The sequence below is a fragment of the Aeromonas sp. FDAARGOS 1418 genome, from assembly GCF_019048585.1.
Lineage (GTDB): Bacteria > Pseudomonadota > Gammaproteobacteria > Enterobacterales > Aeromonadaceae > Aeromonas > Aeromonas caviae.
The window spans coordinates 748,675-769,692 of the sequence record NZ_CP077387.1 but is presented as its reverse complement, the minus strand read 5'-3'; the positions used below and the strand labels follow the sequence as shown (position 1 = coordinate 769,692).

Annotated in this window: 15 protein-coding genes and 1 pseudogene; 5 read left to right on the top strand and 11 right to left on the bottom strand. The window is 57.8% G+C overall.

Annotated features, from left to right (window positions below; translation table 11 throughout):
- Nucleotides 1–45 precede the first annotated feature (45 nt).
- Both I6L48_RS03665 and I6L48_RS03660 read left to right on the top strand, forming a co-directional pair.
- Entirely contained in the window at nt 46–459 is a 414-nt protein-coding gene (locus tag I6L48_RS03665) for an Hsp20 family protein (protein WP_010672291.1), read from the top strand.
- A gap of 92 nt (nt 460–551) precedes the next feature.
- Nucleotides 552–992 carry an Hsp20 family protein gene (locus I6L48_RS03660; protein WP_010672292.1) on the top strand — a complete coding sequence of 147 codons (441 nt, stop codon included), beginning with the start codon at nt 552–554 and terminating at the stop codon, nt 990–992.
- Between the two features lie 73 nt (nt 993–1,065).
- Here the strand turns inward: I6L48_RS03660 and I6L48_RS03655 are convergent, their stop codons facing one another.
- On the bottom strand, nt 1,066–2,316 hold the full coding sequence (locus I6L48_RS03655) for a valine--pyruvate transaminase (protein WP_042864675.1): 1,251 nt from the start codon (nt 2,314–2,316) through the stop codon (nt 1,066–1,068).
- 283 nt (nt 2,317–2,599) lie between these two features.
- On the opposite strand from I6L48_RS03655, the gene I6L48_RS03650 reads away from it, so the two are divergent.
- Nucleotides 2,600–2,833, top strand: coding sequence for a hypothetical protein (locus I6L48_RS03650; RefSeq protein WP_041212072.1), 234 nt, complete (start codon nt 2,600–2,602; stop codon nt 2,831–2,833).
- On the opposite strand, the gene I6L48_RS03645 is transcribed toward I6L48_RS03650, so the two are convergent.
- Complete coding sequence (locus I6L48_RS03645) at nt 2,763–3,587, bottom strand: helix-turn-helix transcriptional regulator (RefSeq protein ID WP_113069324.1); 825 nt, start codon at nt 3,585–3,587, stop codon at nt 2,763–2,765. The genes I6L48_RS03650 and I6L48_RS03645 overlap by 71 nt on opposite strands.
- Before the next feature lie 92 nt (nt 3,588–3,679).
- Here I6L48_RS03645 and I6L48_RS03640 point away from each other — a divergent pair, with 92 nt between their 5' ends.
- Nucleotides 3,680–4,807, top strand: coding sequence for a multidrug effflux MFS transporter (locus I6L48_RS03640; protein WP_113069326.1), 1,128 nt, complete (start codon nt 3,680–3,682; stop codon nt 4,805–4,807).
- Nucleotides 4,808–4,903: 96 nt separating this feature from the next.
- Here I6L48_RS03640 and I6L48_RS03635 read toward each other — a convergent pair whose 3' ends face one another.
- From I6L48_RS03635 to kdpA, 5 genes are all read right to left on the bottom strand, one after another.
- Nucleotides 4,904–5,587 carry a response regulator gene (locus I6L48_RS03635; RefSeq protein ID WP_010672297.1) on the bottom strand — a complete coding sequence of 228 codons (684 nt, stop codon included), beginning with the start codon at nt 5,585–5,587 and terminating at the stop codon, nt 4,904–4,906.
- Between the two features lie 38 nt (nt 5,588–5,625).
- Nucleotides 5,626–8,214 carry a sensor histidine kinase KdpD gene (locus I6L48_RS03630; protein ID WP_041214193.1) on the bottom strand — a complete coding sequence of 863 codons (2,589 nt, stop codon included), beginning with the start codon at nt 8,212–8,214 and terminating at the stop codon, nt 5,626–5,628.
- A 102-nt stretch (nt 8,215–8,316) separates the two neighbouring features.
- Nucleotides 8,317–8,844 (bottom strand): potassium-transporting ATPase subunit C, encoded by a 528-nt coding sequence (locus tag I6L48_RS03625; protein ID WP_216987778.1) that lies wholly within the window; start codon nt 8,842–8,844, stop codon nt 8,317–8,319.
- A gap of 158 nt (nt 8,845–9,002) precedes the next feature.
- Nucleotides 9,003–11,060 carry a potassium-transporting ATPase subunit KdpB gene (gene kdpB / locus I6L48_RS03620; protein ID WP_216987777.1) on the bottom strand — a complete coding sequence of 686 codons (2,058 nt, stop codon included), beginning with the start codon at nt 11,058–11,060 and terminating at the stop codon, nt 9,003–9,005.
- Nucleotides 11,061–11,115: 55 nt separating this feature from the next.
- Complete coding sequence (kdpA, locus tag I6L48_RS03615) at nt 11,116–12,798, bottom strand: potassium-transporting ATPase subunit KdpA (protein ID WP_113069332.1); 1,683 nt, start codon at nt 12,796–12,798, stop codon at nt 11,116–11,118.
- Between the two features lie 234 nt (nt 12,799–13,032).
- Here kdpA and I6L48_RS03610 point away from each other — a divergent pair.
- Nucleotides 13,033–13,544: pseudogene (locus I6L48_RS03610) on the top strand (integrase core domain-containing protein); the annotation flags it as partial.
- Between the two features lie 101 nt (nt 13,545–13,645).
- On the opposite strand, the gene I6L48_RS03605 reads toward I6L48_RS03610, so the two are convergent.
- The 4 genes from I6L48_RS03605 to I6L48_RS03590 form a co-directional block, all read right to left on the bottom strand.
- Nucleotides 13,646–15,946, bottom strand: coding sequence for a hypothetical protein (locus I6L48_RS03605; protein WP_216987776.1), 2,301 nt, complete (start codon nt 15,944–15,946; stop codon nt 13,646–13,648).
- Nucleotides 15,922–17,064, bottom strand: coding sequence for a hypothetical protein (locus tag I6L48_RS03600; protein ID WP_162726129.1), 1,143 nt, complete (start codon nt 17,062–17,064; stop codon nt 15,922–15,924). The genes I6L48_RS03605 and I6L48_RS03600 overlap by 25 nt, the downstream gene beginning before the upstream one ends.
- A 457-nt stretch (nt 17,065–17,521) precedes the next feature.
- Nucleotides 17,522–18,871 carry a glutathione-disulfide reductase gene (gene gorA, locus I6L48_RS03595; RefSeq protein ID WP_048209396.1) on the bottom strand — a complete coding sequence of 450 codons (1,350 nt, stop codon included), beginning with the start codon at nt 18,869–18,871 and terminating at the stop codon, nt 17,522–17,524.
- Nucleotides 18,872–18,947: 76 nt separating this feature from the next.
- The gene (locus I6L48_RS03590) at nt 18,948–20,906 is read right to left on the bottom strand and encodes an ATP-binding protein (protein ID WP_039040659.1); all 1,959 of its coding nucleotides are present in this window, start codon (nt 20,904–20,906) and stop codon (nt 18,948–18,950) included.
- Nucleotides 20,907–21,018 lie beyond the last annotated feature (112 nt).

Genomic DNA, 21,018 nt, shown 5'->3' with positions numbered 1-21,018 from the left:
TCAGGAGGGCAAACAATCCGTTATCGCTCACAAGAGGGTAATACTATGCGTTCTATCGACTTTTCTCCGCTCTATCGTTCTGCCATCGGCTTCGATCGTCTGGCTACTCTCATCGAATCTGCGGCCAGCAATGGCAATGCCGGCTATCCCCCCTACAACATCGAGCAGCTGGGTGACAGCGACTACCGCATCAGCATGGCGGTGGCGGGCTTTACCCAGGAAGAGCTGGAGCTGAGCTTCCAGGAAAATCTGCTGACGGTGAAGGGCAGCAAGCAGGCCGACACCGAGCGCAACTACCTCTACCAAGGCATTGCTGAACGCGGCTTCGAGCGTCGCTTCCAGCTGGCCGACTACGTGCGGGTGAAGGGGGCCGACCTCAAGAACGGTCTGCTGCACATCGACCTGGTGCGCGAAGTGCCCGAGGCGATGAAGCCCCGCAAGATCGAGATCAACGGCTGACAGCCTGACCTCGTTGCATTGCTGATGTTTCCCGGGTGCCGATGGCGGGCCCGTGGAGAGTAAACCCTGTTGCTTTATAGAAGGATAGGATCATGCGTAACCTCGATTTTTCTCATCTCTATTCCAATGCCGTCGGCTTCGAGCGGATGGCCCGCGAGCTGGAAGGCCTGTTCGATCAGAAGACCTCGGCCTACCCCCCGTACAACATCGAAAAGCGGGATCACGACAGCTACCTCATCACGGTTGCCGTGGCCGGTTTCGATCGCAATGAGCTGGAGCTGGAGACCGAAAACGGCACCCTCAAGGTGAAGGGGCGCAAGGTCGCCACCATGGGCGAGCGCCAATTCCTCCATCAGGGGATCGCCGAGCGGGACTTCGAGCTCGCCTTCAAGCTGAGCCAGCACGTGGAAGTGCAGGGGGCCAGGCTGGAGCACGGTCTGCTGACCATAGAGCTGGCCCGGGAGCTGCCGGAAGCGCTCAAGCCCCGCGCCATCCCCATCGGCAAACCCGATCAGCTGGCACTGCCCGGTTAAACAACATCGCTGACCACCTGATAGAAAAGAGGCCTGCATCTGCAGGCCTCTTTTTTTCATGCCGAAGGGGGAATCAACCGGCGTATAGGGCGTTGATCTCGTCGGCCAGGATGGCGATGCCACGACGCACCAGATCTTCGCTCTGGGCATAGTTGAGGCGGATGCACTCCTGGCTGTGGCGCCACTCGGGGTCGTCGATGCCGGGGAAGAAATAGTGGCCGGGCACGATCAGCAGGTTCTTCGCCTTCAGTCGCTCATACAGCTCCTGGCAGTGGATCGGCAGGTCTTCGAACCAGAGCCAGAGGAAGAGGGCACCCTCCGGCTTGTGGATGTGGAAGCGCGGATCCGGAATGGCCTCGCGCAGCAGCTGGACCGCGAAGGTGGCTTTCTGCTGGTAGAAGGGTTTCACCACCTGTTCGCTCAGGGTGATGATGTCACCGCTCTCGATCATCGGAATGGTGATGGCCGGACCCAGGCTGCCCGGCGCCAGATTGATGATGCCGCTCAGGTTGGTGATGGCCCGGATGATCTTCTCGTCGGCGATGACGATGCCGCAACGGGTGCCCGGCAGGCCGAGCTTGGAGAGGCTCATGCAGAGGATGGTGTTGGCGTTCCAGAACGGCTTGGCGTCGCTGAAGATGATGCCGGGGAAGGGCACGCCGTAGGCATTGTCGATGAGCAGCGGGATCCCCTTGTCACGGGCGATCTGATCGAGGTGCTCGATCTCCTCGTCGGTGAGCACGTTGCCGGTGGGGTTGGTCGGCCGGGAGACACAGATCACCCCGATGTCGTCGCCCACCTGCAGGCTTTCGAAATCCACGTGGTATTTGAACTGGCCGTCGGGCAGCTTCTCGATGGTGGGTTTGTAGGCGACGAAATGATCGTCCGAGAGGGCCGAGTCGGCATAGCCGATGTATTCGGGGGCCAGGGGGAACAGCACCTTCTTCTTGCGACCGTCGGCGAACTCGCCGGCCAGCAGGTTGAACAGATAGAAGAAGGCGTTCTGGCTGCCATTGGTCAGGGCGATGTTGCGGGCGGAGATCTCCCAGCCCAGCTCCTTGCTGAGCAGGGCGGCCAGCGCCTTGGTAAACCTGTCCTTGCCCTGGGGGCCATCGTAGTTGGCCATGGCCTTGATCAGTTCGCCGTTGTCTAGCAGGGTATTGGCCTCGGCCTGAAAGCGTTCCAGCATGGCGGGGATGGGGGCCGGATTGCCGCCTCCCAGCATGATGGCGTCGGGATTCAGCAGCCCTTGATTGAGGTCGTCCATGAGTTGGGTAATACCGGCGTGGCGAGTGAACTTCTCGCCGAACAAGGAGAATTCCATTCGGTGGCAAATCCAGAGTCAGTTAAGGGGGGAGCTAGCACCATAGCTCACTTCAAAAGCGGGTGTCGATCAAAAAAACGGGGCGTTTCACGTGGAACAGGGTTGCCATGATGGAGGTGGTAAAAAAAACCATTTATAGGTTTTAAAATAACCAACATTCGATTCAGGAAGGGGAGTGACAGCATCAAAAAATCATTTATATCAATAAAATCATACTGTTATAAATCTGGCACAACTATTGGAATAGCTATCTGGTCATCTCAACCACACCGGAGCACACCAGATGAAGATCCTGATCGCTACCCTGATTGCCAGCAGCCTGAGCCTGAATGCCATGGCCGCCGAGAACCCCAGACCCGAGCTGGACAGCGCCGCCCTGCAACAGGAGATGCTGGCCTTGCAGCAGCAGGCCTCCCATGACGTGGTGGCAGAGGCCATTCAAAACCTCAAGCCGCTGGCCCTGGAGACCCTGGTGGTGGAGGCGAGCTCGGCCGATGCGACTCACCCCGAGAGTTGAGGTAGCGCAAGGGGGTCTGCCCCGTGTGCTGCCTGAAGAAGGCGATGAAGGCGCTGTCGCTGGCGAACTCCAGCGCAGCGGCCACCCGGCTGATGGGCTCGGCTTCGGCCAGCAGTTCCATGGCCCGCAGCAGTCGCCACTGCTGGCGCCAGGCCTGGTAGCTCATGCCGGTCTCCCGCATGAAGATGCGGCCTATGGTCTTGTCACTGGCACCCACCCGTTCGGCCAGCCGGTTGAGCCGATCGGGCAGGGTGTCACCCCGCTTTATCTCCTGCAGCCAGCCGGTCAGACGCCCGTCTGACGGCAGCGGCAACTGCCAGGATTCCCGCGGCGCTTGCGCCAGCTCTTCTTTCAATAATGCCAGTGTGCAGGTTTGCTCTGCTTCCGGCTTGTCCCAGGGCCAGAGTGCCATCCGCTCGATGATCTCCCGCAGCAGCGGGTTGACCGCCAGCACCGCCATCTCGTTTGGCAACGCGGGCTCCGGCTGGAAGTAGAGGGAGCGATAGGCCACAACTCCGCGCATCAACACCCGGTGGGGCAGACCCGCTGGCAACCAGGCCGCTCGCGTTGGCGGCAGCAGGCAGACCTGATCGTCCAGCTCTATGGTCATGCAGCCTGCCTGGGCGAACAGCAGCTGGTGGCGTTGGTGCTGATGGCGGCCGGAGTCGTGCCAGCCGAGGGCGGCGGCAATACCGATGGCGCTGCCGTCGTGCTGGTCCGGATCAAAGGGGTGATCGGGAAGAATAAAGGCCATGTGTCCGATTCTTGCTGTTTATAGTCCGCCTTATTGTAATCGGACATGTTATCCCTCTCTAGAATGGCGACCTCTTGTGAAGGAGGTGTGTCATGAACAACAGGTTGCCACCGCGCTGGCTGGTGGTCGGATTGATGATGTTTCCCCAGATAGTGGAGACCATCTACAGTCCGGTGCTGACCCATATCGCCACTGAGTTTCGGGTGAGCGAGGGGCAGGCGTCCCAGACCCTGTCGGTCTATTTTCTGGCGTTTGCGGCGGGCGTGGTCTGCTGGGGCAGGTTGTGCGATCTCATCGGGCGGCGTCCCGCCATGCTGGCGGGGCTGCTGACCTATGGCGCCGGCACCCTGCTGGCGTTGCTGGCCACTCAATTTGAAACCCTGCTGCTGGCCCGGGTCATCGCGGCCTTCGGTGCCGCCGTGGGTTCCGTGGTGACCCAGACCATGCTGCGCGACAGCTATCAGGGCAGCGATCTGGCGCGGGTCTTTTCGGTGATGGGCATCGCACTCTCCCTGAGCCCTGCGCTGGGGCTGGTGAGCGGTGGCCTGCTGGCTGATGGCTTGGGTTATCTAGGGGTACTCGGCGCCCTGCTGGCGCTGGCAATCGGCTTGTTGCTGATGGCTTGCTGGCAACTGCCGGAAACCCGCCCGGCCACCACCCAAAGGGTCGCACTCTGGCCGCTGGCCTGCCGGATGGTACGTGATACCGGCTTGTGGCGCAGCGCCGCCCTGGTCGCCCTGTTCAACACCATGCTGTTCGGCTACTACAGCTTGGCGCCGTTTCTGTTTGCCGGTCTGGGGCTGAGCGCGGGGGAATTTGGTTACTCCGGCATCGTGCTGGCGCTGGCGACCCTGGTGGGCAGCCTGCTCAACAAGCGTCTGCTGGGCCGTGGCTGGACGCCTGCCTCGTTAATACGGCTCGCCGCCGTGCTGGCGTCGGGTTCGAGTTGGCTGGTGTGGGCAAGTCAGGCATCGCTCTGGTTCCTGTTGCCCATGATGGTGGTGGTGGTGGCGTTCGGGCTAGCTATCCCCAATGTGCTGAGCCAGGCGCTGCTGGCCTATCGGGAGGTGGCGGGCAGTGCCGGGGCCCTGTTTGGGCTTGGCTACTACCTGCTGCTCAGCCTGGGACTGGGGATTGCAGCCAGCTTGCAGGATCTCGGTCTGCTGCTCGGGGGATGCGGTCTGCTGGCCTTGTGCTGCGGTTGGCGTCGTTCCACGTGAAACATCAGCTGCCGATAAAGCGGTAGCCGATGCCGGCTTCAGTTTCGAGCAGGGTGGGTTGCTGGGAATGTTGCCGCCCAGCTTCTTGCTGCAACATCAGCTGCCGATAAAGCGGTAGCCGATACCGGATTCGGTCTCGATCAGCGTGGGTTGCTGGGGGTTATCTCCCAGCTTCTTGCGCAGACTGGCGATGACGATGCGCAGGTAGTGAGTGTCCTCCTTGTGGCTTGGCCCCCAGATGTCGATGAGCAGCTGGGTCTGTTGCACCAGCTTGCCGGGGTGGCACACCAGCGCCTGCAACAGGGCGAACTCCTTGCGGGAGAGGGGGATCTCCTCGCCCTGCAGGGTCACCTTGTGGCTGCTGCTGTCCAGGGTCAGGCCACAGTGGGGGAAGTGTCGACACTCGCCGCTGGTGGCACCGACTCGCTGGCGCAGCAGCACCCGGATACGGGCCATCATCTCCCCGACGCCGAACGGCTTGCTCATGTAGTCGTTGGCCCCCGCATCCAGCAGCCGCACCTTCTCCTGTTCTGAGTCCCGCGCCGAGAGCACCAGCACGGGATTGGCGTGGTGCTCGCGGATGGCGTGCAGGATTTGGATGCCATCACCGTCCGGCAGGCCCAGATCCAGGATCACCAGGTCGGGGTTGAGGTGGCGATACTGCGCCATCCCCTCGGTGACGCCGACCGCCTCGCTCACCTGATGTCCTTCGGCGATCAGGCTGATCCGCAAAAAACGGCGGATGGCCGCCTCGTCGTCGATGACCAGTATGTGAGCCATTCAGCCTCCCGTTTGCTGATTGAAAAGGGCGGCGACCATCAGGCCGCCGGTGCGTTGAGGGCCAGCGGCAGGGAGATGCGCATGCAGGTGCCGTTGCCGTTGGGGCCGGCGAATGCCCAGATGCGGCCGCCGTGGACCTCTATCATAGCGCGGGAAATGGCGAGGCCAAGCCCGGTGCCGCGGCTGCCGCAGTCGCCTACCGGCTGGGTGTAGAACAGATTGAAGATCTTGTCCCGATCCGACTCGGCGATGCCGACCCCGATATCGATGATGTCGATGATGAGGTCGGGATCCGCCAGCATCACCTTGAACTCGATGGGGGTGCCGGCCGGCGAGTAGCGGGAGGCGTTGTCGAGGATGTTGACCAGCACCTGCTCGATCAGGGCGCCGTGCACATAGAGCCGGGGGATCTGCTGATCGAAGTGCACCAGCAGCTTGTGCTGGCGCCAGGAGGAGTCGAGCCGGCGGCGGGCGCTTTCCACCAGGTCCGCCAGGTCGACCCAGTCCCGTTTCAGCTGGAAATCCGGTGAACCGATGCGGGTCATGTCCAGCAGGTTTTGCACATAGCCGTGCAGGCGGCGCGCCTCGTCCTGCACCGAGTGCAGCAGTTCGATGCGGTCCTCCGCACTTATCCGGTCCCCGTATTCCAGCAGGGTGCTGCCGGCCCCCATGATGGTGGCCAGCGGCGTCTTCAGGTCGTGGGAGACCGAGGAGAGCAGGGCGGCGCGCATCCGGTCGGTCTCCGCCTGCAACTGGCTGTCCGCCAGCCGCTCGTTGAGATCGATCCGCGCCAGGGCGGCGCGGATATCGGTGAGCAGGGCCTGCAGCTGGTGCTCGGCAGCGGAGGTGAGCGGGCTGGCCAGCCGGATGCCCAGCACCAGGTCATCGCCGAGGTGATGATACTGGGCCTCGGCGGCGTTGAGGGTGGCGGTATGGGCACCAGCGCTCTGCTTCTGGGCCAGGCACCAGTCAATGGCGGCCTTGTCGGTCTGGCCCGGCCCGGTCTGGGTGTCACCGGCCCGGTACTGGTAATCCCCATCGAGCGCGAACACGGGCTGCCCAAGGGCGAGGGCGATGGCCTGGGTTCCCTGTCTCAGCACGTCCACCGGGCTGCTGGCGGTGGCCAGTCCCTGGCTCAGGGAGAGCAGGGCGTTACCCAGTTGCTGGGTCTCGCGCAGACTGACCAGTTGCTGACGCTGGCGGGAGGCGAGGCGCCCGGCCGCGATGCCGACGATGAGCAGCACGAACAGGGTGAGCAGGTCGCTGTGGCTGGCCACGCTCAGGGAGAAGTAGGGGAAGGTGAACAGCAGATTGTGGCCAACGAAGCCCAGCACCGCGGCCAGGATGGCGGGGACCAGGCTGGTGGTGAGCGCGGTGGCCAGTACCCCCAGCACGAACAGCATGGGCAGGGAGGCGGGGGGCAGCCAGTGGGAGAGGGCCCAGACCGCGGCCGAGGTCCCCCCCATGATGGCCACCGCCAGCAGGCTCTGGCGAAGCTCACCCGGGCCTGCCGTTGGCAGGGTCAGACCGGGCTTGCGCTTCTCTGTATCCACCAGCGTGATCTCGAATCCCTGCGCCTGTTTGAGCAGATGCTGTACCAGGGATCGACGCCAGGGCGGGTTGCGGGATTTGCCGAGCAGCAATTGGGAAACCTGCTGCTGTTCGGCGGTCTCCAGCAGGGCATCGGCCACGGCCGGGCTGGAGAGGGTCAGCACCCTGGCCCCCAGCTGGGAGGCGAGCGCCAGCGCCTGCTCCAGCTCGGGGGAGCGTTGCCCCTTGCTGTCGATGTGCACCACCAGCCAGGGCAGTTGCCTGCGCTGGGCGAAGCGGTGGCCGTAACGCACCAGGGCGGCGCCGTGCTCATCCCCGATGCAGACCATCAGCTTGCCCCGCAGCGGCAGTGTGGTCTTGCCGGCGGCCTGCCACTGCAACTGCAGATCCCCCTCCACGTGGCTGGCGGCGGTCTGCATCGCCAGCTCGCGCAGAGCGGTCAGGTTGTTCAGAGAGAAAAAGGACTGCAGGGCGGCCTTGGCCTGGTGGGGCACATAGACCTTGCCCTCTTTGAGACGGCCGAGCAGCTCCTTGGGGGGGAGGTCGATCAGCACCAGGCTGTCGGCCTCCAGCAGCACCTGATCCGGCAGAGTCTCCTTGACCCTGACCCCGGTCAGCTGCCACACCAGATCGTTGAGGCTCTCCAGGTGCTGCACGTTGAGGGTGGTGTAGACATCGATGCCGGCACCGAGCAGCTCCTCCACATCCTGCCAGCGCTTCTCGTGGCGGCTGCCGGGGGCGTTGCTGTGGGCCAGCTCGTCCACCACGGCGATGGCGGGCTTTCGCGCCAGCAGACCGTCCAGATCCATCTCCTCCAGCCGCTGCTGGCGGTGCAGGTGCAGTGTGCGCGGCAGGATGGCGAGCTTGTCGAGCAGGGCCAGGGTCTCCTGGCGGCCGTGGGTCTCCACCACCCCGATCAGGATGTCGACTCCCTCCCTGGCCTGCTCCCGCACCGCCTGCAGCATGGCGTAGGTCTTGCCGACGCCGGGGGCCGCGCCGAGAAACACCTTCAGCTTGCCCCTGTGCTCCTGCTCCAGGCTCGCCAGCAGGGCGTCTGCCCTCACTTCATCACGCATCCCCGTGCTCCCGTTGCATCGGCCGAACTGCGGCCGTGACCTCATTGCTCATGCTTGTCCCCGTTGTCGAAAGGGAGCCTTCCCGAACGGCAAGGAGCGCCCTCAGGCGCCCTTTTGATGATCGAGTTGCAGGTTCAACTGGAGAATGTTGACCACCTGCGGGCCAAGGATACCAGCTTGTGCCGCCGACTTGACCTGCTCCGTCAACTGAACGGGATCCAGCCCCCGTTGCCCGGCGACCCTATCCACCTGGGCCAGCGCTGCATCGAGGGGCAGATGGGGATCGAGGCCGGAGGCGGAGCGGGTCAGCAGGGCGGGGACCCTGGCTTCCGGCTGCGCCCTGGCCGCCGCTGCGGCAAACTCGGCCCGTAGCGGCGAGCTCATCCCCAGGTTGCTTCCGCCGCCACCTATGGTGGCGAAATCGCTGGCGGAGGGGCGGGAGTGGAAGTAGTCGGCCCGCTCGAATTTCTGGGCCAGCAGGGCGCTGCCGACCACCTGCTGCTTGGCGTTGGTGAGCAGGCTGCCGTTGGCCTGCCAGGGGAAGAGCAGCTGGGCCAGCCCGGTGACGGCCAGCGGATATGCCCCCCCCAGCAGCAGGGTCAGGGTCAGCATGGTTCTGATTGCGATCATGATGTGTTTGCTCCAAATGTGTTGGGTGGATGCGGGCCTGCCCCGCATCCGGTGATGCCGTTACACCAGCCCCAGGCCGGTGATGACCAGGTCGATCAACTTGATGCCGATGTATGGGTGCACGATCTGGCCGTGGATACCATCGCGCGGCGTTTTCATCACACCAGTCCCAGGCCGGTGATGACCAGGTCGATCAGCTTGATACCTATGAAGGGCACTATCAGGCCGCCGACGCCGTAGATCAGCAGGTTGCGGCGCAGCAGGCTGGCCGCCGTTCCCTTCAGGCTGACCCCGCGCAGGGCCAGCGGCACCAGCGCGACGATGATCAGGGCGTTGAAGATGATGGCCGACAGGATGGCGCTCTCCGGGCTGCCCAGCTGCATCAGGTTCAGCGCCCCCAGCTGCGGATAGGCGGCGATGAACAGGGCCGGCAGGATGGCGAAGTACTTGGCCACGTCGTTGGCGATGGAGAAGGTGGTCAGGGCGCCACGGGTCACCAGCAGCTGCTTGCCCACCAGCACCACGTCCAGCAGCTTGGTGGGGTTGGAGTCGAGATCCACCAGGTTGCCCGCCTCCTTGGCGGCCTGGGTCCCCTCGTTCATGGCCAGCCCCACGTCGGCCTGGGCCAGCGCCGGGGCGTCGTTGGCGCCGTCCCCGCACATGGCGACCAGCCGGCCGTCGGCCTGCTCCTGACGGATGTAGGCCAGCTTCTTCTCCGGCGTCGCCTCGGCGATGAAGTCGTCCACCCCGGCCTCGGCGGCGATGGCGGCGGCGGTCAGCGGGTTGTCACCGGTGATCATCACGGTGCGGATCCCCATGTGGCGCAGGATCTGGAAGCGTGCCTTGATGCCCGGCTTGATGATGTCCTTGAGGAACACTACCCCCAGCAGCTTCTCGTGGGTGCAGACCAGCAGCGGGGTACCGCCCTGGCGGGCGATGTTGTCCACCGATTTGAGGATGAGCTCGGGCACCGCCTTGCGATCGAGCGAGAGGTAGCGCAGCACCGCGTCTACCGCCCCTTTGCGATAGTGATGGCCGTTGCGATCCAGCCCGCTCAGCCGGGTCTCGGCGCTGAAGGGGATGAGGATGTCGCTCTCCAGCTGGCTAGGTCTGGTGTGGCTCTTGCCCGCCAGGGTCAGGATGGATTTGCCTTCCGGCGTGTTGTCACCGAGCGAGGCCAGCATGGCGGCCTGGGCCAGCAGGGAGGGATCCACGCCGGGGGCCGGGATCAGCTCGTCCGCCATCCGGTTGCCGAAGGTAATGGTGCCTGTCTTGTCCAGCAGCAGGGTGCGCACGTCGCCGGCGGCTTCCACCGCCCGGCCCGACTTGGCGATCACGTTGAGCTTCACCAGCCGGTCCATGCCAGCGATGCCGATGGCGGAGAGCAGACCGCCGATGGTGGTCGGGATCAGGGTGATGAACAGCGCCAGCAGATAGAGCCGGGGCACCTGGGTGCCGTTGTAGTCGAGGAACCAGGGCAGAGTGGCCACCACCAGCAGGAAGATCTGGGTCAGCCCCACCAGCAGGGCGTCCAGCGCCATCTCGTTGGGGGTCTTCTGCCGCTTGGCCCCTTCCACTAGGGCAATCATGCGATCCAGCGTGCTTTCGCCCGGGTTGTTGCTGATGTGCACCCAGATCTGGTCGGAGACGACGGTGGTGTTGCCGGTCACGCCGCTGCGGTCGGTGCCGGACTCGCGGATGACGGGGGCGGATTCGCCGGTGATGGCCGCCTCGTTGACCGAGGCGATGCCGGCGACCACTTCGCCGTCGGCCGGGATCATCTCGCCGCTGCGCACCAGCACCAGATCGCCCTTGCGCAGACTGGTGGCCGGTACCCACTCGCCCTTGTCATCCTGCGGGGTGGTGACCCGGCGTGCCTTGAGCTGGCTCATGCCGGCCTTCAGGCTGTCGGCCCGTGCCTTGCCGCGCCCCTCTGCCAGGGTCTCGGCGAAGTTGGCAAACCATAGGGTGAGCCAGAGCCAGGCGGTCAGCTGCCAGGCCAGCGAAGGGGCGACGCCGGAGAGCGGCTGCCCCAGCAGCGACTCCAGGGTCGCCATCACGGCCGCCAGCCAGAGGGTGAACAGGATGGGGCTGCCGAGCAGCGCCCTGGGGTTGAAGCGATAGAGGGCTTCCACCATGGCCTGCAGGATCTGTGATTTCTGTTTCTTGCCCTTCACCTTGAGGGTGTCGGTGCTCATTGAAGCGGACTTGCTCATTGGAAAGCTCCCAGCATCGAATAGTTGGTCACGCAGATCAGTGGAGTGTGCAGCATCAGAAGGCACCTCCAAGCAGGCTCAGGTGCTCCGCCACCGGGCCCAGCGCCAGCACCGGCAGGAAGGAGAGACCCCCCATCAGCAGCACGGTGACGATCAACAGGGTAATGAAGAGCGGGCCGCTGACGGGGAAATCCCCCTCGCTTCGCTCCTGACGCGGGGCGCGGGCCAGCTGGCCGGCGATGGCCAGCACCGGAATGATGTAGCCGAAGCGGCCGAGCAGCATGGCCAGCCCGATGGCGATGCACTGCCAGTTGTCGGCGGCGGCAAAGCCGGCGAAGGCGGAGCCGTTGTTGCCGGCGGCCGAGGCGTAGGCATAGATCAGCCGTGACAGGCCGTGTGGGCCATCGTGTCCGATGACGGTGGCGGAGTCCGGCATCAGCAGGGTAATGCCGCCGATCACCAATACCCCGACCGGCATCACCAGCATGCTGGCGACCACCCACTTCATCTCGGTGATACCGAGCCGTTTGCCCAGATAGGTGGGGGTGCGCCCCACCATCAGGCCGCACAGGAACACGGTCAGCAGAACGAACAGCATCATGCCGTAGATGCCGGCACCGACGCCGCCGAACACCACTTCACCCAGCAGCATGTTGATCATGGCGACCATGCCGCCGAGGGGGGTGAAGCTGTCGTGCATGGCGTTGACCGAGCCGTTGGAGGCGGCGGTAGTGGCCACTTCCCAGATGCTGGACAGTACGGGGCCGAAGCGACTCTCCTTGCCTTCCCAGTTGCCGGCTTCGCTGGTGAGGTGGGCGAGGGCCGGATCCGGCTTCAGCTCCTGGCCGATGGCGAGGCAGAGCCCCAGCACCAGCATGATGGTCATGGCGATGAGGATGGCGCGGCTGTGGGCCAGATCCTTCACGTAGCGCCCCAGGGTGCAGACCATGGCGGCGGCCAGCGTCAGCAGGGCGACCATCTCCAGCCAGTTGGAGAGGGCTGTGGGGTTCTCGAACGGATGGGCCGAGTTGATGCCGAAGAAGCCGCCGCCGTTGGAGCCGAGCTGCTTGATGGCGATCTGGGAGGCGGCCGGGCCGAGCGGCAGCAGCTGCTCCTGGCCTTCCAGAGCGTGGAACGGCAGGTAGGCCGACAGGCTCTGGGGCACCCCCTGCCATACCAGCAGCAGCGCCAGGATCAGCGCCATCGGCAGCAGCACGTAGAGGCAGAAACGCACCAGATCCTGCCAGAAGTTGCCTAGGTGGGTGGTCTGCTGGCGGGCGATGCCGCGAAACAGGGCGATGGCGACCGCGGCGCCGGTGGCGGCGGAGACGAAGTTCTGGGTGGTGAGCCCCACCATCTGGCTGAAGTAGGAGAGGCTGGCTTCGCCGGAGTAGGCCTGCCAGTTGGTGTTGGTCATGAAGCTGACCGCGGTGTTGAAGGCGAGTTGCCAGTTCAGCCCTGGCAGTTGCTGCGGGTTGAGGGGCAGCAGCCCCTGCGCCATCAGGATCAGGAACAGCAGGCCGAAACCGGTGCCGTTGAAAGCCAGCAGGCTGAGGGCGTAGGACTTCCAGTCCTGCTCGCGCCCGTCCGTGCCGCAGCAGGCCAGGGTGGCGCGCTCAAGCGGGGCCAGCCAGCGACTCTTGCCTTCAAACACCCGATACAGGTAGTTGCCAAGCAGAGGCGCCGGCAGCAGCACCAGCAGCACGAACGCGACGGGATAGATGATCTCTTGCCACATATCCGGTTCCTCACTCATGAGTGCGCGCGAGGGCGCGCAGCAGATAGCCCGCGAGGGCGAGGACCAGCAGCAGATATAGCCAATTCATAACGACTCCGTTGAGGTAATTAGCGTCAGGGATCGATGCATATCCGTGTCGATCCCATGGGTCTCATTGACGCTGAAAGGGTATGTAAAACGGGCGTAAAGGCGCCATAAAGCCCAATTTGGCTGGCGTAAAATCGGCGTAAAAAGGAGGGAATTGGCAGAGTGTATCTACAAACTGTTCTGGACTGCTACAGTTGCCACGCTTGGGGGCGGCTCTACACCAGTAAGCTGCCGGTGACCTCGGTTCATGTGCTCAATGAAATGGTGCGGTTGTTCTTCGAGACTCACTGGGCGTGGGTCTATACCATCCTGTCGGACAACGGACGCGAGTTCTGCTGACGTCCTGACCATCCCCCTACGAGCGGTTCCTGCAGCTGGAGGGGATTGAGTACCTGGCCACCAAGGTACGCAGGCCGCAGAGCAACTGCTTTATCGAGCGACTACATCGTACACTGCTGGATGAACACTTCCGTATCAAGGGGAGGAGAACCTGGTATGAGTCGGTGGAGCAGATGCAGACAAACCAGGATAGCTATCTGGAGCACTACAATGTCCAGCGGTCACATCAGGGCAGAATGATGGAGGGACAGATCCCCAACAGCATGTTCAAGAAGGGTCTGAAATTGATACCGATGGAAGTGCGCACTAAAGTAGCGTAAACAAGACACCGGTTTGAGGCCGGTGTCTTGTGATAATTAGATCTATACACTTTGTCCGAGTTTTATTGACTACAAAAATAGCTCATTAAACCCAAATCACCTTAAAATTTCACTACAGGAATACTTTGCTCTGATTCGTTATTTTGAGAAAGCAATAATTGGCGGACATATTCGACTAACATCCAAGTCATAGGGTGGTTATTTTTTTCAACCTGATGACAATCAAATCCTTTTAAATGGTCTTTTTTTACACGCAACTTTTTAGTACATAGTGCAAGTAAGATTTCTGGAAGACCTTTTGAATCTTCAGCTTCAGGAAACTTAAGCATTCTCTCAATCAAAGAACCAATAATCCTACTTTTGTCATCAGCGGCACTATAATCAAGCTCTCTTGATTTTGCAGCCCTTAGAATACTTGCTTGGATAATTCCTTCATTGAACCTATCAAATAGTAAAGGATCTAGTTGTCGAATTATGTAGCCCATACCTAATGGAACTCTTCCATTGTTTTTTGCAACAGTTCGTAACCGCTGCAAGACAGAAGAAATAGTGAAATACACTGTGGCCTGATGTTTAAAGTAACCGTCATTGTCACCTTTATTCCAAAAAGCAAATGTCGGCCCCAATACGAGTGGTTGATTCTTAGGTGATTTAAGGAATAGCTCTTCTCCTAATCCCTGACTATCAATAGATGATGCACTTCTCAATAGCTTGTCTCTGGCATTAAGCTCATTCAATAAGATTTCATCAGTTGAATGTTTGGCTATAAGCTCTTTCAGAAGTTCAAGTTCTTTTTCCCAGCTGTTTTCTTTATGCTCATTTATTGGTAAAAGCATCTTTTCAATAACATGGAATTGGTGATGCCCACATGGACCTTCAGAAAACTTTAAGTTAATTTCAAGTTTCTTAAATTCAGTTTCACTATTATATTTTGCGAATCCTACAATATATGTAATAGGTAGGTCATTATATTTGCGCAGCGCTCTGCTAATATTTAAAAGAGATTTTCCTGACTCTAAAGAGCCTGCTACAACGACTATTCCTTTACTCGGAGTTACGTCATTAGGGATTTCACTATCGTAAACATTAACGTCTAAATTTAAATTTGATACATTACTTTTAATAAGTTCTGCTAATTCTTTTGCTCCTTCATCTTTACAATGGATTAAGCAATCAGTGTTCAAAGGAAAAAACCGATGGATGATGTTTTTAACTTTTTCCTTAAATTTATCTTGCTCGATAACCTTACTAACGTCGATAAAATATTCTGGCGTAGGTGTCTTGGTGCCATCTACACCATCATATAAACACTTAAAAGCATTTAGATCTTTATATTGATTAATAAGATTTCTTAAATTATTGTCAGAGTCAATAGCTAAAGGTAAGTAGCTCTCAGTGCGTGGTGCTTCGAATACGAATCGGCTTTTATCAAGCGCAATCGGAACAGAATATTCCCTTAAGCACATTGGACATTCATTTTCGTCGTATGACTCAAAGTGTTGAAAGTAGTTTTTGCAGAACTTGTCCTTATATTTATCAAATTCAACTAGGACTTTTTGGTCAGCATCATTAACCTGTGTCATAATCACTGAAACTAGCGAGGCTTGCTCCAATGAAGAGTTTCTTTTTAACTCTTCGAATAAGTTATTGCTGGTAGAAGCTGATATTAAAACTAGCGTGTTTGCATCGGAACTAAATTCGTATTCTTCAATACCACCATAACTTCCAAAAGAATCTATTGATATAATTTTTGTACTATTTTCAAAAGCCCTAATTATATTGCTGAGTTCATAGGCCAGCGGAAATATACCAGAGGTATCTACGTAAATTTTATTTACGTTGGCAGGTATTAGTTTTAACAAACTAGCAGAAATAAAAGTAATTTCAGCAGATGACTCAAGTAAATTCTTCACATCAATGAATTTATTTGTATGTTTTCCAGAGGGCTTAATGAAGTGAATATTTGAATGAGCCTCAATTATCAAGTTTCGGCTAGTGATGATGTTATACATACCAAACTCAAACAACTGAACAACATTGGCGTTAGATAATGGCTGTTTAGAATCACCAAAAATGGATATATCAAATTCACCATTGCGATTGATAAAACATGTATGGAAATTTATTTCTTGGAAACTATTTACTCGGTCTTTAAGTGTTGATTGTGCTTTAGCATTTAATAACCGTTCAGTAATATCTTCTTTATTATATTCAGGCGTAAAAAAGGCAATGTCACGTGTAAAAATTGATGATTTAAATTGAGTTACCACGTCATCGCAAAACTCTTCAAAATTAAATGCGCCTCCTGCATAGAAACAAACCATAACATTTGCTTTATTTGAATTAAGATCCATTTTGTAAAAATAAAAGTTTTTCATCACAAAGGCACCAAAATACTGCAAGCTACACCTTCAACTGAAGCAAGCTTACTAAAGTTGTTTTCTGATTTGTTGTTTTCGTCAAATAGCGAAAGAGGTTCTGATTCACCTTCTATCAAAGGCTGCAAGTTAAAGTCTCGGTATACACCAATTTGGCCAGTTCTAAACGAAATAAAACCATGTCTTTGTGCCAATACATTTTTCACATTATTTAAACCACGACCAACACCACGATAATCAGATTTTGACGTAGAACCTTTAGCAAATGACTTCTTAACCACATTGACTTCATCTTGAATACTAATATTTATGTTATTCATTGATGCAAGAGTTTTGAAAATACCTTCTCCGCTGTCGAAGACTGATATCTCTAACATATGTACAGTTCTATTATTCGCTCTAATGCCTTCTAAGTAATCGGTAATCGCAGTATTTTCCCCACCAATACTTTCTGAATATTGTTCTTTGGTAATAAGCTTGTAATCAATTATCAGACCTCTAACTGATTTGCTCACCTTACCTGTATTAATTTCTAGCTTTCCATGTTGCTCGGTATTTTCAATAAGTTCGTAAATTGCATGCCCTAGATCACTAAGATGGACTTCTGTCATTTCAGATTTAGTTGGGCTAAGCTCAACAATGCGTTCAAGTATTCTTGTATAAAACTCGCTTTTCTTTAGAGAATTAGTCCCTTCGGGTGAATAAAAGCAACTTGGAAAAGCGTATTTTTTTATCGAGTGATCAACTGCAAATAGCTGAACTCTTTGTCCTTTTCTATATATCGATTTGTTTAGCCGCGCTTGTAATTCAGCATTAATTCTAGATTTAAGTTCTACTGGTATTATTTGGTCATCTAAAACAATATCCTTTTCATATACTTCATCAGACATTAATATCGAAGTTAAAGAGTGCGGCGAACTTAGCAAATCTGCAACACTGTTTTCTTTTGATGATTCAAATTGAAAAAACTTAACTTTTTTATTTGGGTTAGGCTTGAGCGTAGTAATAAATAATTGGCAAATCCGAGGTAATAAACCTAAGCGCAACGTTTTAAATTTCTGTGGTAGGTTTATTACATTATCGCCAATATTTTCATAAAGCTTCTCTATTTCTTCATTAGTTATTATTGATGGTACTTTCATCAAAAACCCCACTTAATCATTTTTCTACAATAGGTTTAGCTAAATCGAAGGTTTTGGTCTCTGTTAGAAGATACTGTAAACTTATTATAGTTAAACGAAAAATGCTATTCTATTAACAAATATTTCAAGTTTTGGTATAGCATTCTCTCAACACTTTGTAAAATTAAGTGCGCTCTAATTGAACATTACTCAAATTTGTGAAAATGTTCAGCTCTTGGGTCAACGGGGCAGATGTTCGAAACACGTTTCGGGGCATAAACGTTTTAGAAGAGGCTGTGTATCGATGAGTCGATAAATGAAGGCCAGAGAACTAGGCTCTGGCCTCTCAGTTTTTCTAGAGTAAAAACGTGTGTAGGTGGATTTCTATATTAACCCCTCATAGTAACAAACTCTTCTGTGCAGGTCGGATGGGGAGTGGGGATGCAGTGGTCGGTTTGACCTCTATGCCCCAACTCCATCAGCGCATCGTCACAAACTCTTCCGCACTGGTTGGATGAATGGCGACGCAGTTGTCGAAGTCCGCCTTGGTGGCGCCCATCTTCATGGCGACGCCGAAGCCTTGCAGGATCTCGTCCATGGCGAAGCCGATTCCGTGCAGGCCGACCACCTTCTCTTCCGGCCCGACGCAGACCAGTTTCATCCGGGTGGGCTGGCGATGCTGGGTCAGCGCCGAGTACATGGCGGTGAACTGGCTGCGGTAGACCTTCACCTGATCTTCACCGTATTCGGCGACGGCTTCCGGCTCGGTCAGGCCGATGGTGCCGATGGGCGGGTGGCTGAACACCACGGTCGGCACCAGATCGTAGTTGAGGTGCTCGCCCGGCTTGTTGTTGAACAGCCGCTCCGAGAGGCGGCGGCCTGCCGCGACAGCCACCGGGGTGAGCTGGATGCGGCCGGTGTTGTCACCGACGGCATAGAGGTTGGCGACGGCGGTGTTCTGGAACTTGTCGGTGGGGATGAAGCCCTTTTCGTCCAGGGTGATGCCGGTGGCAGCCAGATTGAGGTTGTCGGTGGCGGGCACGCGACCGATGGCCCAGATGAGGCAGTCGACGGTGAGGTGGCGACCATCTTCCAGTTGCAGGGTCAGGCTGTCGTCGGCGTTCTTGATGACGGCCTTGGGAATGGCGTGGGTGTGCAGCTTGGGCCCTTCCTGCGCCATGATCTCCACCAGGGTCTCGTGGATCATGGGGTCGAAGTTGCGCAGCGGCGCATGTTTGCGCACCACCAGATGGGTCTCGGAGCCAAGTGCCTGCATCACGCCTGCGATCTCCACGGCGATATAGCCGGCACCCACCACGGCAACCCGTTTGGGCTGGCTTTGCAGGTCAAAGAAACCGTCGGAGTCGATACCCAGTTCGGCGCCCGGAATGGTCGGGACCTCGGGGCGGCCGCCGGTGGCAATCAGGATGTGATCGGCGCTGTAGTGCTCGCCGTTCACCTCGACGGTATGGCTGTCGACGAAGCGGGCGAAGCCCTTGATGACGGTGATCTGGTTCTTGCCCAGCACGTTCTGGTAGGACTGGTGAATACGCCCGATATAGGCCTGACGGGATTCGACCAGCTTGGCCCAGCTGAAGTGGTTGAGCGTGGTGTCGAAGCCGTAGTCGGCGCCATATTTCAGGGCATCGGCGATCTGGCCTGCATACCACATGGCCTTCTTCGGTACGCAGCCGACGTTGACGCAGGTGCCACCCAGCTCTTTGGCTTCGATCAGGGCGACTTTCTTGCCGTACATGGCTGCCCGGTTGGCCGAGGCGATGCCGCCGCTGCCGCCACCGATGGCGATGTAGTCAAAATGCTGTGCCATTGCGAGGTTCTCCGCTCGTTAAGAATGCAGTCACAGCATGATGGGGACAAAGCGGCCGGCCCACAAGAGCCGGTGCTCAGTTCTGCTGGATGGGCAGGCGAATGTGGAACTGGGCGCCCTGGCCCGGTTCGCTGGCGCAGTGGATGCGGCCGCGCAGCAGCTGGACCACCAGGTTGTAGATGATATGGGTGCCGAGCCCGCTGCCACCCTGGCCCCGCTTGGAGGTGACGAAGGGATCGAAAATGCGCGGCAGTATCTCCGGGGGGATGCCGCGGCCGTTGTCACTGTAGTCGATGACCAGCTCGTCTCCCTGCTGCGCCACCTGGATGGTGATCTTTCTGGGCCTGTCCCAGCCATCGAAACCGTGATGGATGGAGTTGAGGATCAGGTTGGAATAGATCTGGGTGAAGCTGCCCGGGAAGGAGTAGATGCTCAGCTTGGGATCGCACTGGATGTCCACCTCGCACTGGGCCTTCTTGAGCTTGTAGCCGAGGGAGACCACCACCTGATGCAGGTTGTCGGCGAGGCTGAAGTTGTATCGGGCCTCGGAGGACTGATCCACTGCCACCTGCTTGAAGCTGGCGATGAGCTCCGAAGCGCGGCGCAGGTTGCCTTGTAGCAGTTGCATCGACTCGTCGAGATTCTGGGTGAATTCGTTGAGGTAGGTGCGGGAGAGCTGCTTGGCCTCGATATGCTGCTTGAAGTCGGCCACCCGCTCCTGCAGGTAGGAGGAGGCGGTAACGCTGATGCCGATGGGGGTGTTGATCTCGTGGGCCACGCCGGCAACAAGGGAACCGAGGGAGGCCATTTTCTCCGACTCCACCAGGGTCTGCTGGGCCTGCTTGAGATCGTCATAGGCCTTGCCCAGCTGGTCGTTGGCATCGCTCAGGCTGCGGGTGCGTTCCGCCACCTTGCCTTCCAGCTGCTCGTTGAACAGGGTGATCTCCCGCTCGACCTTTTTGAGGGGGGTGATGTCATAGCCAAAGCCGATCAGGTACTTGAGGTTGGGCCCCTCGTAAAAGGGAGCGAAGGTCCACTGCAGTACCAGCTCGTTGCCCTGCTGGTCGTGCATGGTGATCTCCCTGTCCTCCAGAGCGCCCTGCTCGGCCAGGGTGGCGGCCAGCTCGTCACGCTGCTCCTTGCTGACGAAGAGATCCAGCCAGTTGTGCTGCAACAGCTCCTGGTGGTGATAGCCGGTGAGCAGGATGGCGGCCGGGTTGATGCTGGCGATGTTGAGATCCGGCTCCATGCAGCAGATGACCATGTTGGCGGAGTTGATCAGGGTGGCGGAGAAGTCCCGCTCCTGCTGGAGCTGATCGGCGGCCTGATGGCGGGCCGTGAACTCGTCGTTCAGCCGGGTGCGCATCTGGTTGAGGGTGGCGGCCAGGGTATCGAATTCGTCAGGGGACTTGCGGGGCAGGGGGCGACCCTCCAGGGTCAGCTCCACCGCGAGGCGATCCAGGCTCAGTTTCTGGGCATAGCTGACGATGCGGTTGATATGACGGATCACCAGATAGTAGATGATAACCAGGATGCAGAATGAGACGACCAGGGTCTTGATGGTCTGGCTGACCAGGATCAGCACGGATTTCTCGATGAGGCGCTGGTAGACCTGCTCCAGAGAGGCGGCGACGAACAGCTTGCCGACCACTTCCCCCTGATAGCTCAGGGTGAACTCGCGGGAGATGTCGTATTGGGGCTGCTCCACCCCCTGGGTGAGCAGGGGCACTTCCGAATTGCCCAGCATCTCCTTGACCATGACGAACTGCATGTTGGGCAGGTTCATGATGCCCTCGATCTGCACCTTCACCTGCTCTTCATCCAGATTCCAGAGACTGGCCGAGATGGGTTGCAGGAAGGAGGCCTCGATCTGGCCGATGCTGGCCTCGATGACGGTCACATCCTTGTTGTAGTCCCAGGCGAGCTGAAGCACGGTGATGAGCAGTGCCAGCACCGTACTGCAGATCAGAATGTAGGAAAGCAGACGATAAGAGAGTCCGTTAAGGCCGACGGCCTTGGAGAAGATTCCTGACATGGCGTCCTTGCGGTCTGGATTGAGTGCGGTTTAGTTTAACTGCTTCATGGACTTATGTCGTGTGTCATCCAATGGATAAAAATAAGGCCCCTTTCGGGGCCTTTATTGTGTG

What these genes read in the sequence shown, in the direction of transcription:
- I6L48_RS03665 (WP_010672291.1), top strand. Translation starts at nt 46, where the DNA reads ATGCGTTCTATCGACTTTTCTCCGCTCTATCGTTCTGCCATCGGCTTC.
- I6L48_RS03660 (WP_010672292.1), top strand. Translation starts at nt 552, where the DNA reads ATGCGTAACCTCGATTTTTCTCATCTCTATTCCAATGCCGTCGGCTTC.
- I6L48_RS03655 (WP_042864675.1), bottom strand. Translation starts at nt 2,316, where the DNA reads ATGGAATTCTCCTTGTTCGGCGAGAAGTTCACTCGCCACGCCGGTATT.
- I6L48_RS03650 (WP_041212072.1), top strand. Translation starts at nt 2,600, where the DNA reads ATGAAGATCCTGATCGCTACCCTGATTGCCAGCAGCCTGAGCCTGAAT.
- I6L48_RS03645 (WP_113069324.1), bottom strand. Translation starts at nt 3,587, where the DNA reads ATGGCCTTTATTCTTCCCGATCACCCCTTTGATCCGGACCAGCACGAC.
- I6L48_RS03640 (WP_113069326.1), top strand. Translation starts at nt 3,680, where the DNA reads ATGAACAACAGGTTGCCACCGCGCTGGCTGGTGGTCGGATTGATGATG.
- I6L48_RS03635 (WP_010672297.1), bottom strand. Translation starts at nt 5,587, where the DNA reads ATGGCTCACATACTGGTCATCGACGACGAGGCGGCCATCCGCCGTTTT.
- I6L48_RS03630 (WP_041214193.1), bottom strand. Translation starts at nt 8,214, where the DNA reads ATGCGTGATGAAGTGAGGGCAGACGCCCTGCTGGCGAGCCTGGAGCAG.
- I6L48_RS03625 (WP_216987778.1), bottom strand. Translation starts at nt 8,844, where the DNA reads ATGATCGCAATCAGAACCATGCTGACCCTGACCCTGCTGCTGGGGGGG.
- kdpB (WP_216987777.1), bottom strand. Translation starts at nt 11,060, where the DNA reads ATGAGCAAGTCCGCTTCAATGAGCACCGACACCCTCAAGGTGAAGGGC.
- kdpA (WP_113069332.1), bottom strand. Translation starts at nt 12,798, where the DNA reads ATGTGGCAAGAGATCATCTATCCCGTCGCGTTCGTGCTGCTGGTGCTG.
- I6L48_RS03600 (WP_162726129.1), bottom strand. Translation starts at nt 17,064, where the DNA reads ATGAAAGTACCATCAATAATAACTAATGAAGAAATAGAGAAGCTTTAT.
- gorA (WP_048209396.1), bottom strand. Translation starts at nt 18,871, where the DNA reads ATGGCACAGCATTTTGACTACATCGCCATCGGTGGCGGCAGCGGCGGC.
- I6L48_RS03590 (WP_039040659.1), bottom strand. Translation starts at nt 20,906, where the DNA reads ATGTCAGGAATCTTCTCCAAGGCCGTCGGCCTTAACGGACTCTCTTAT.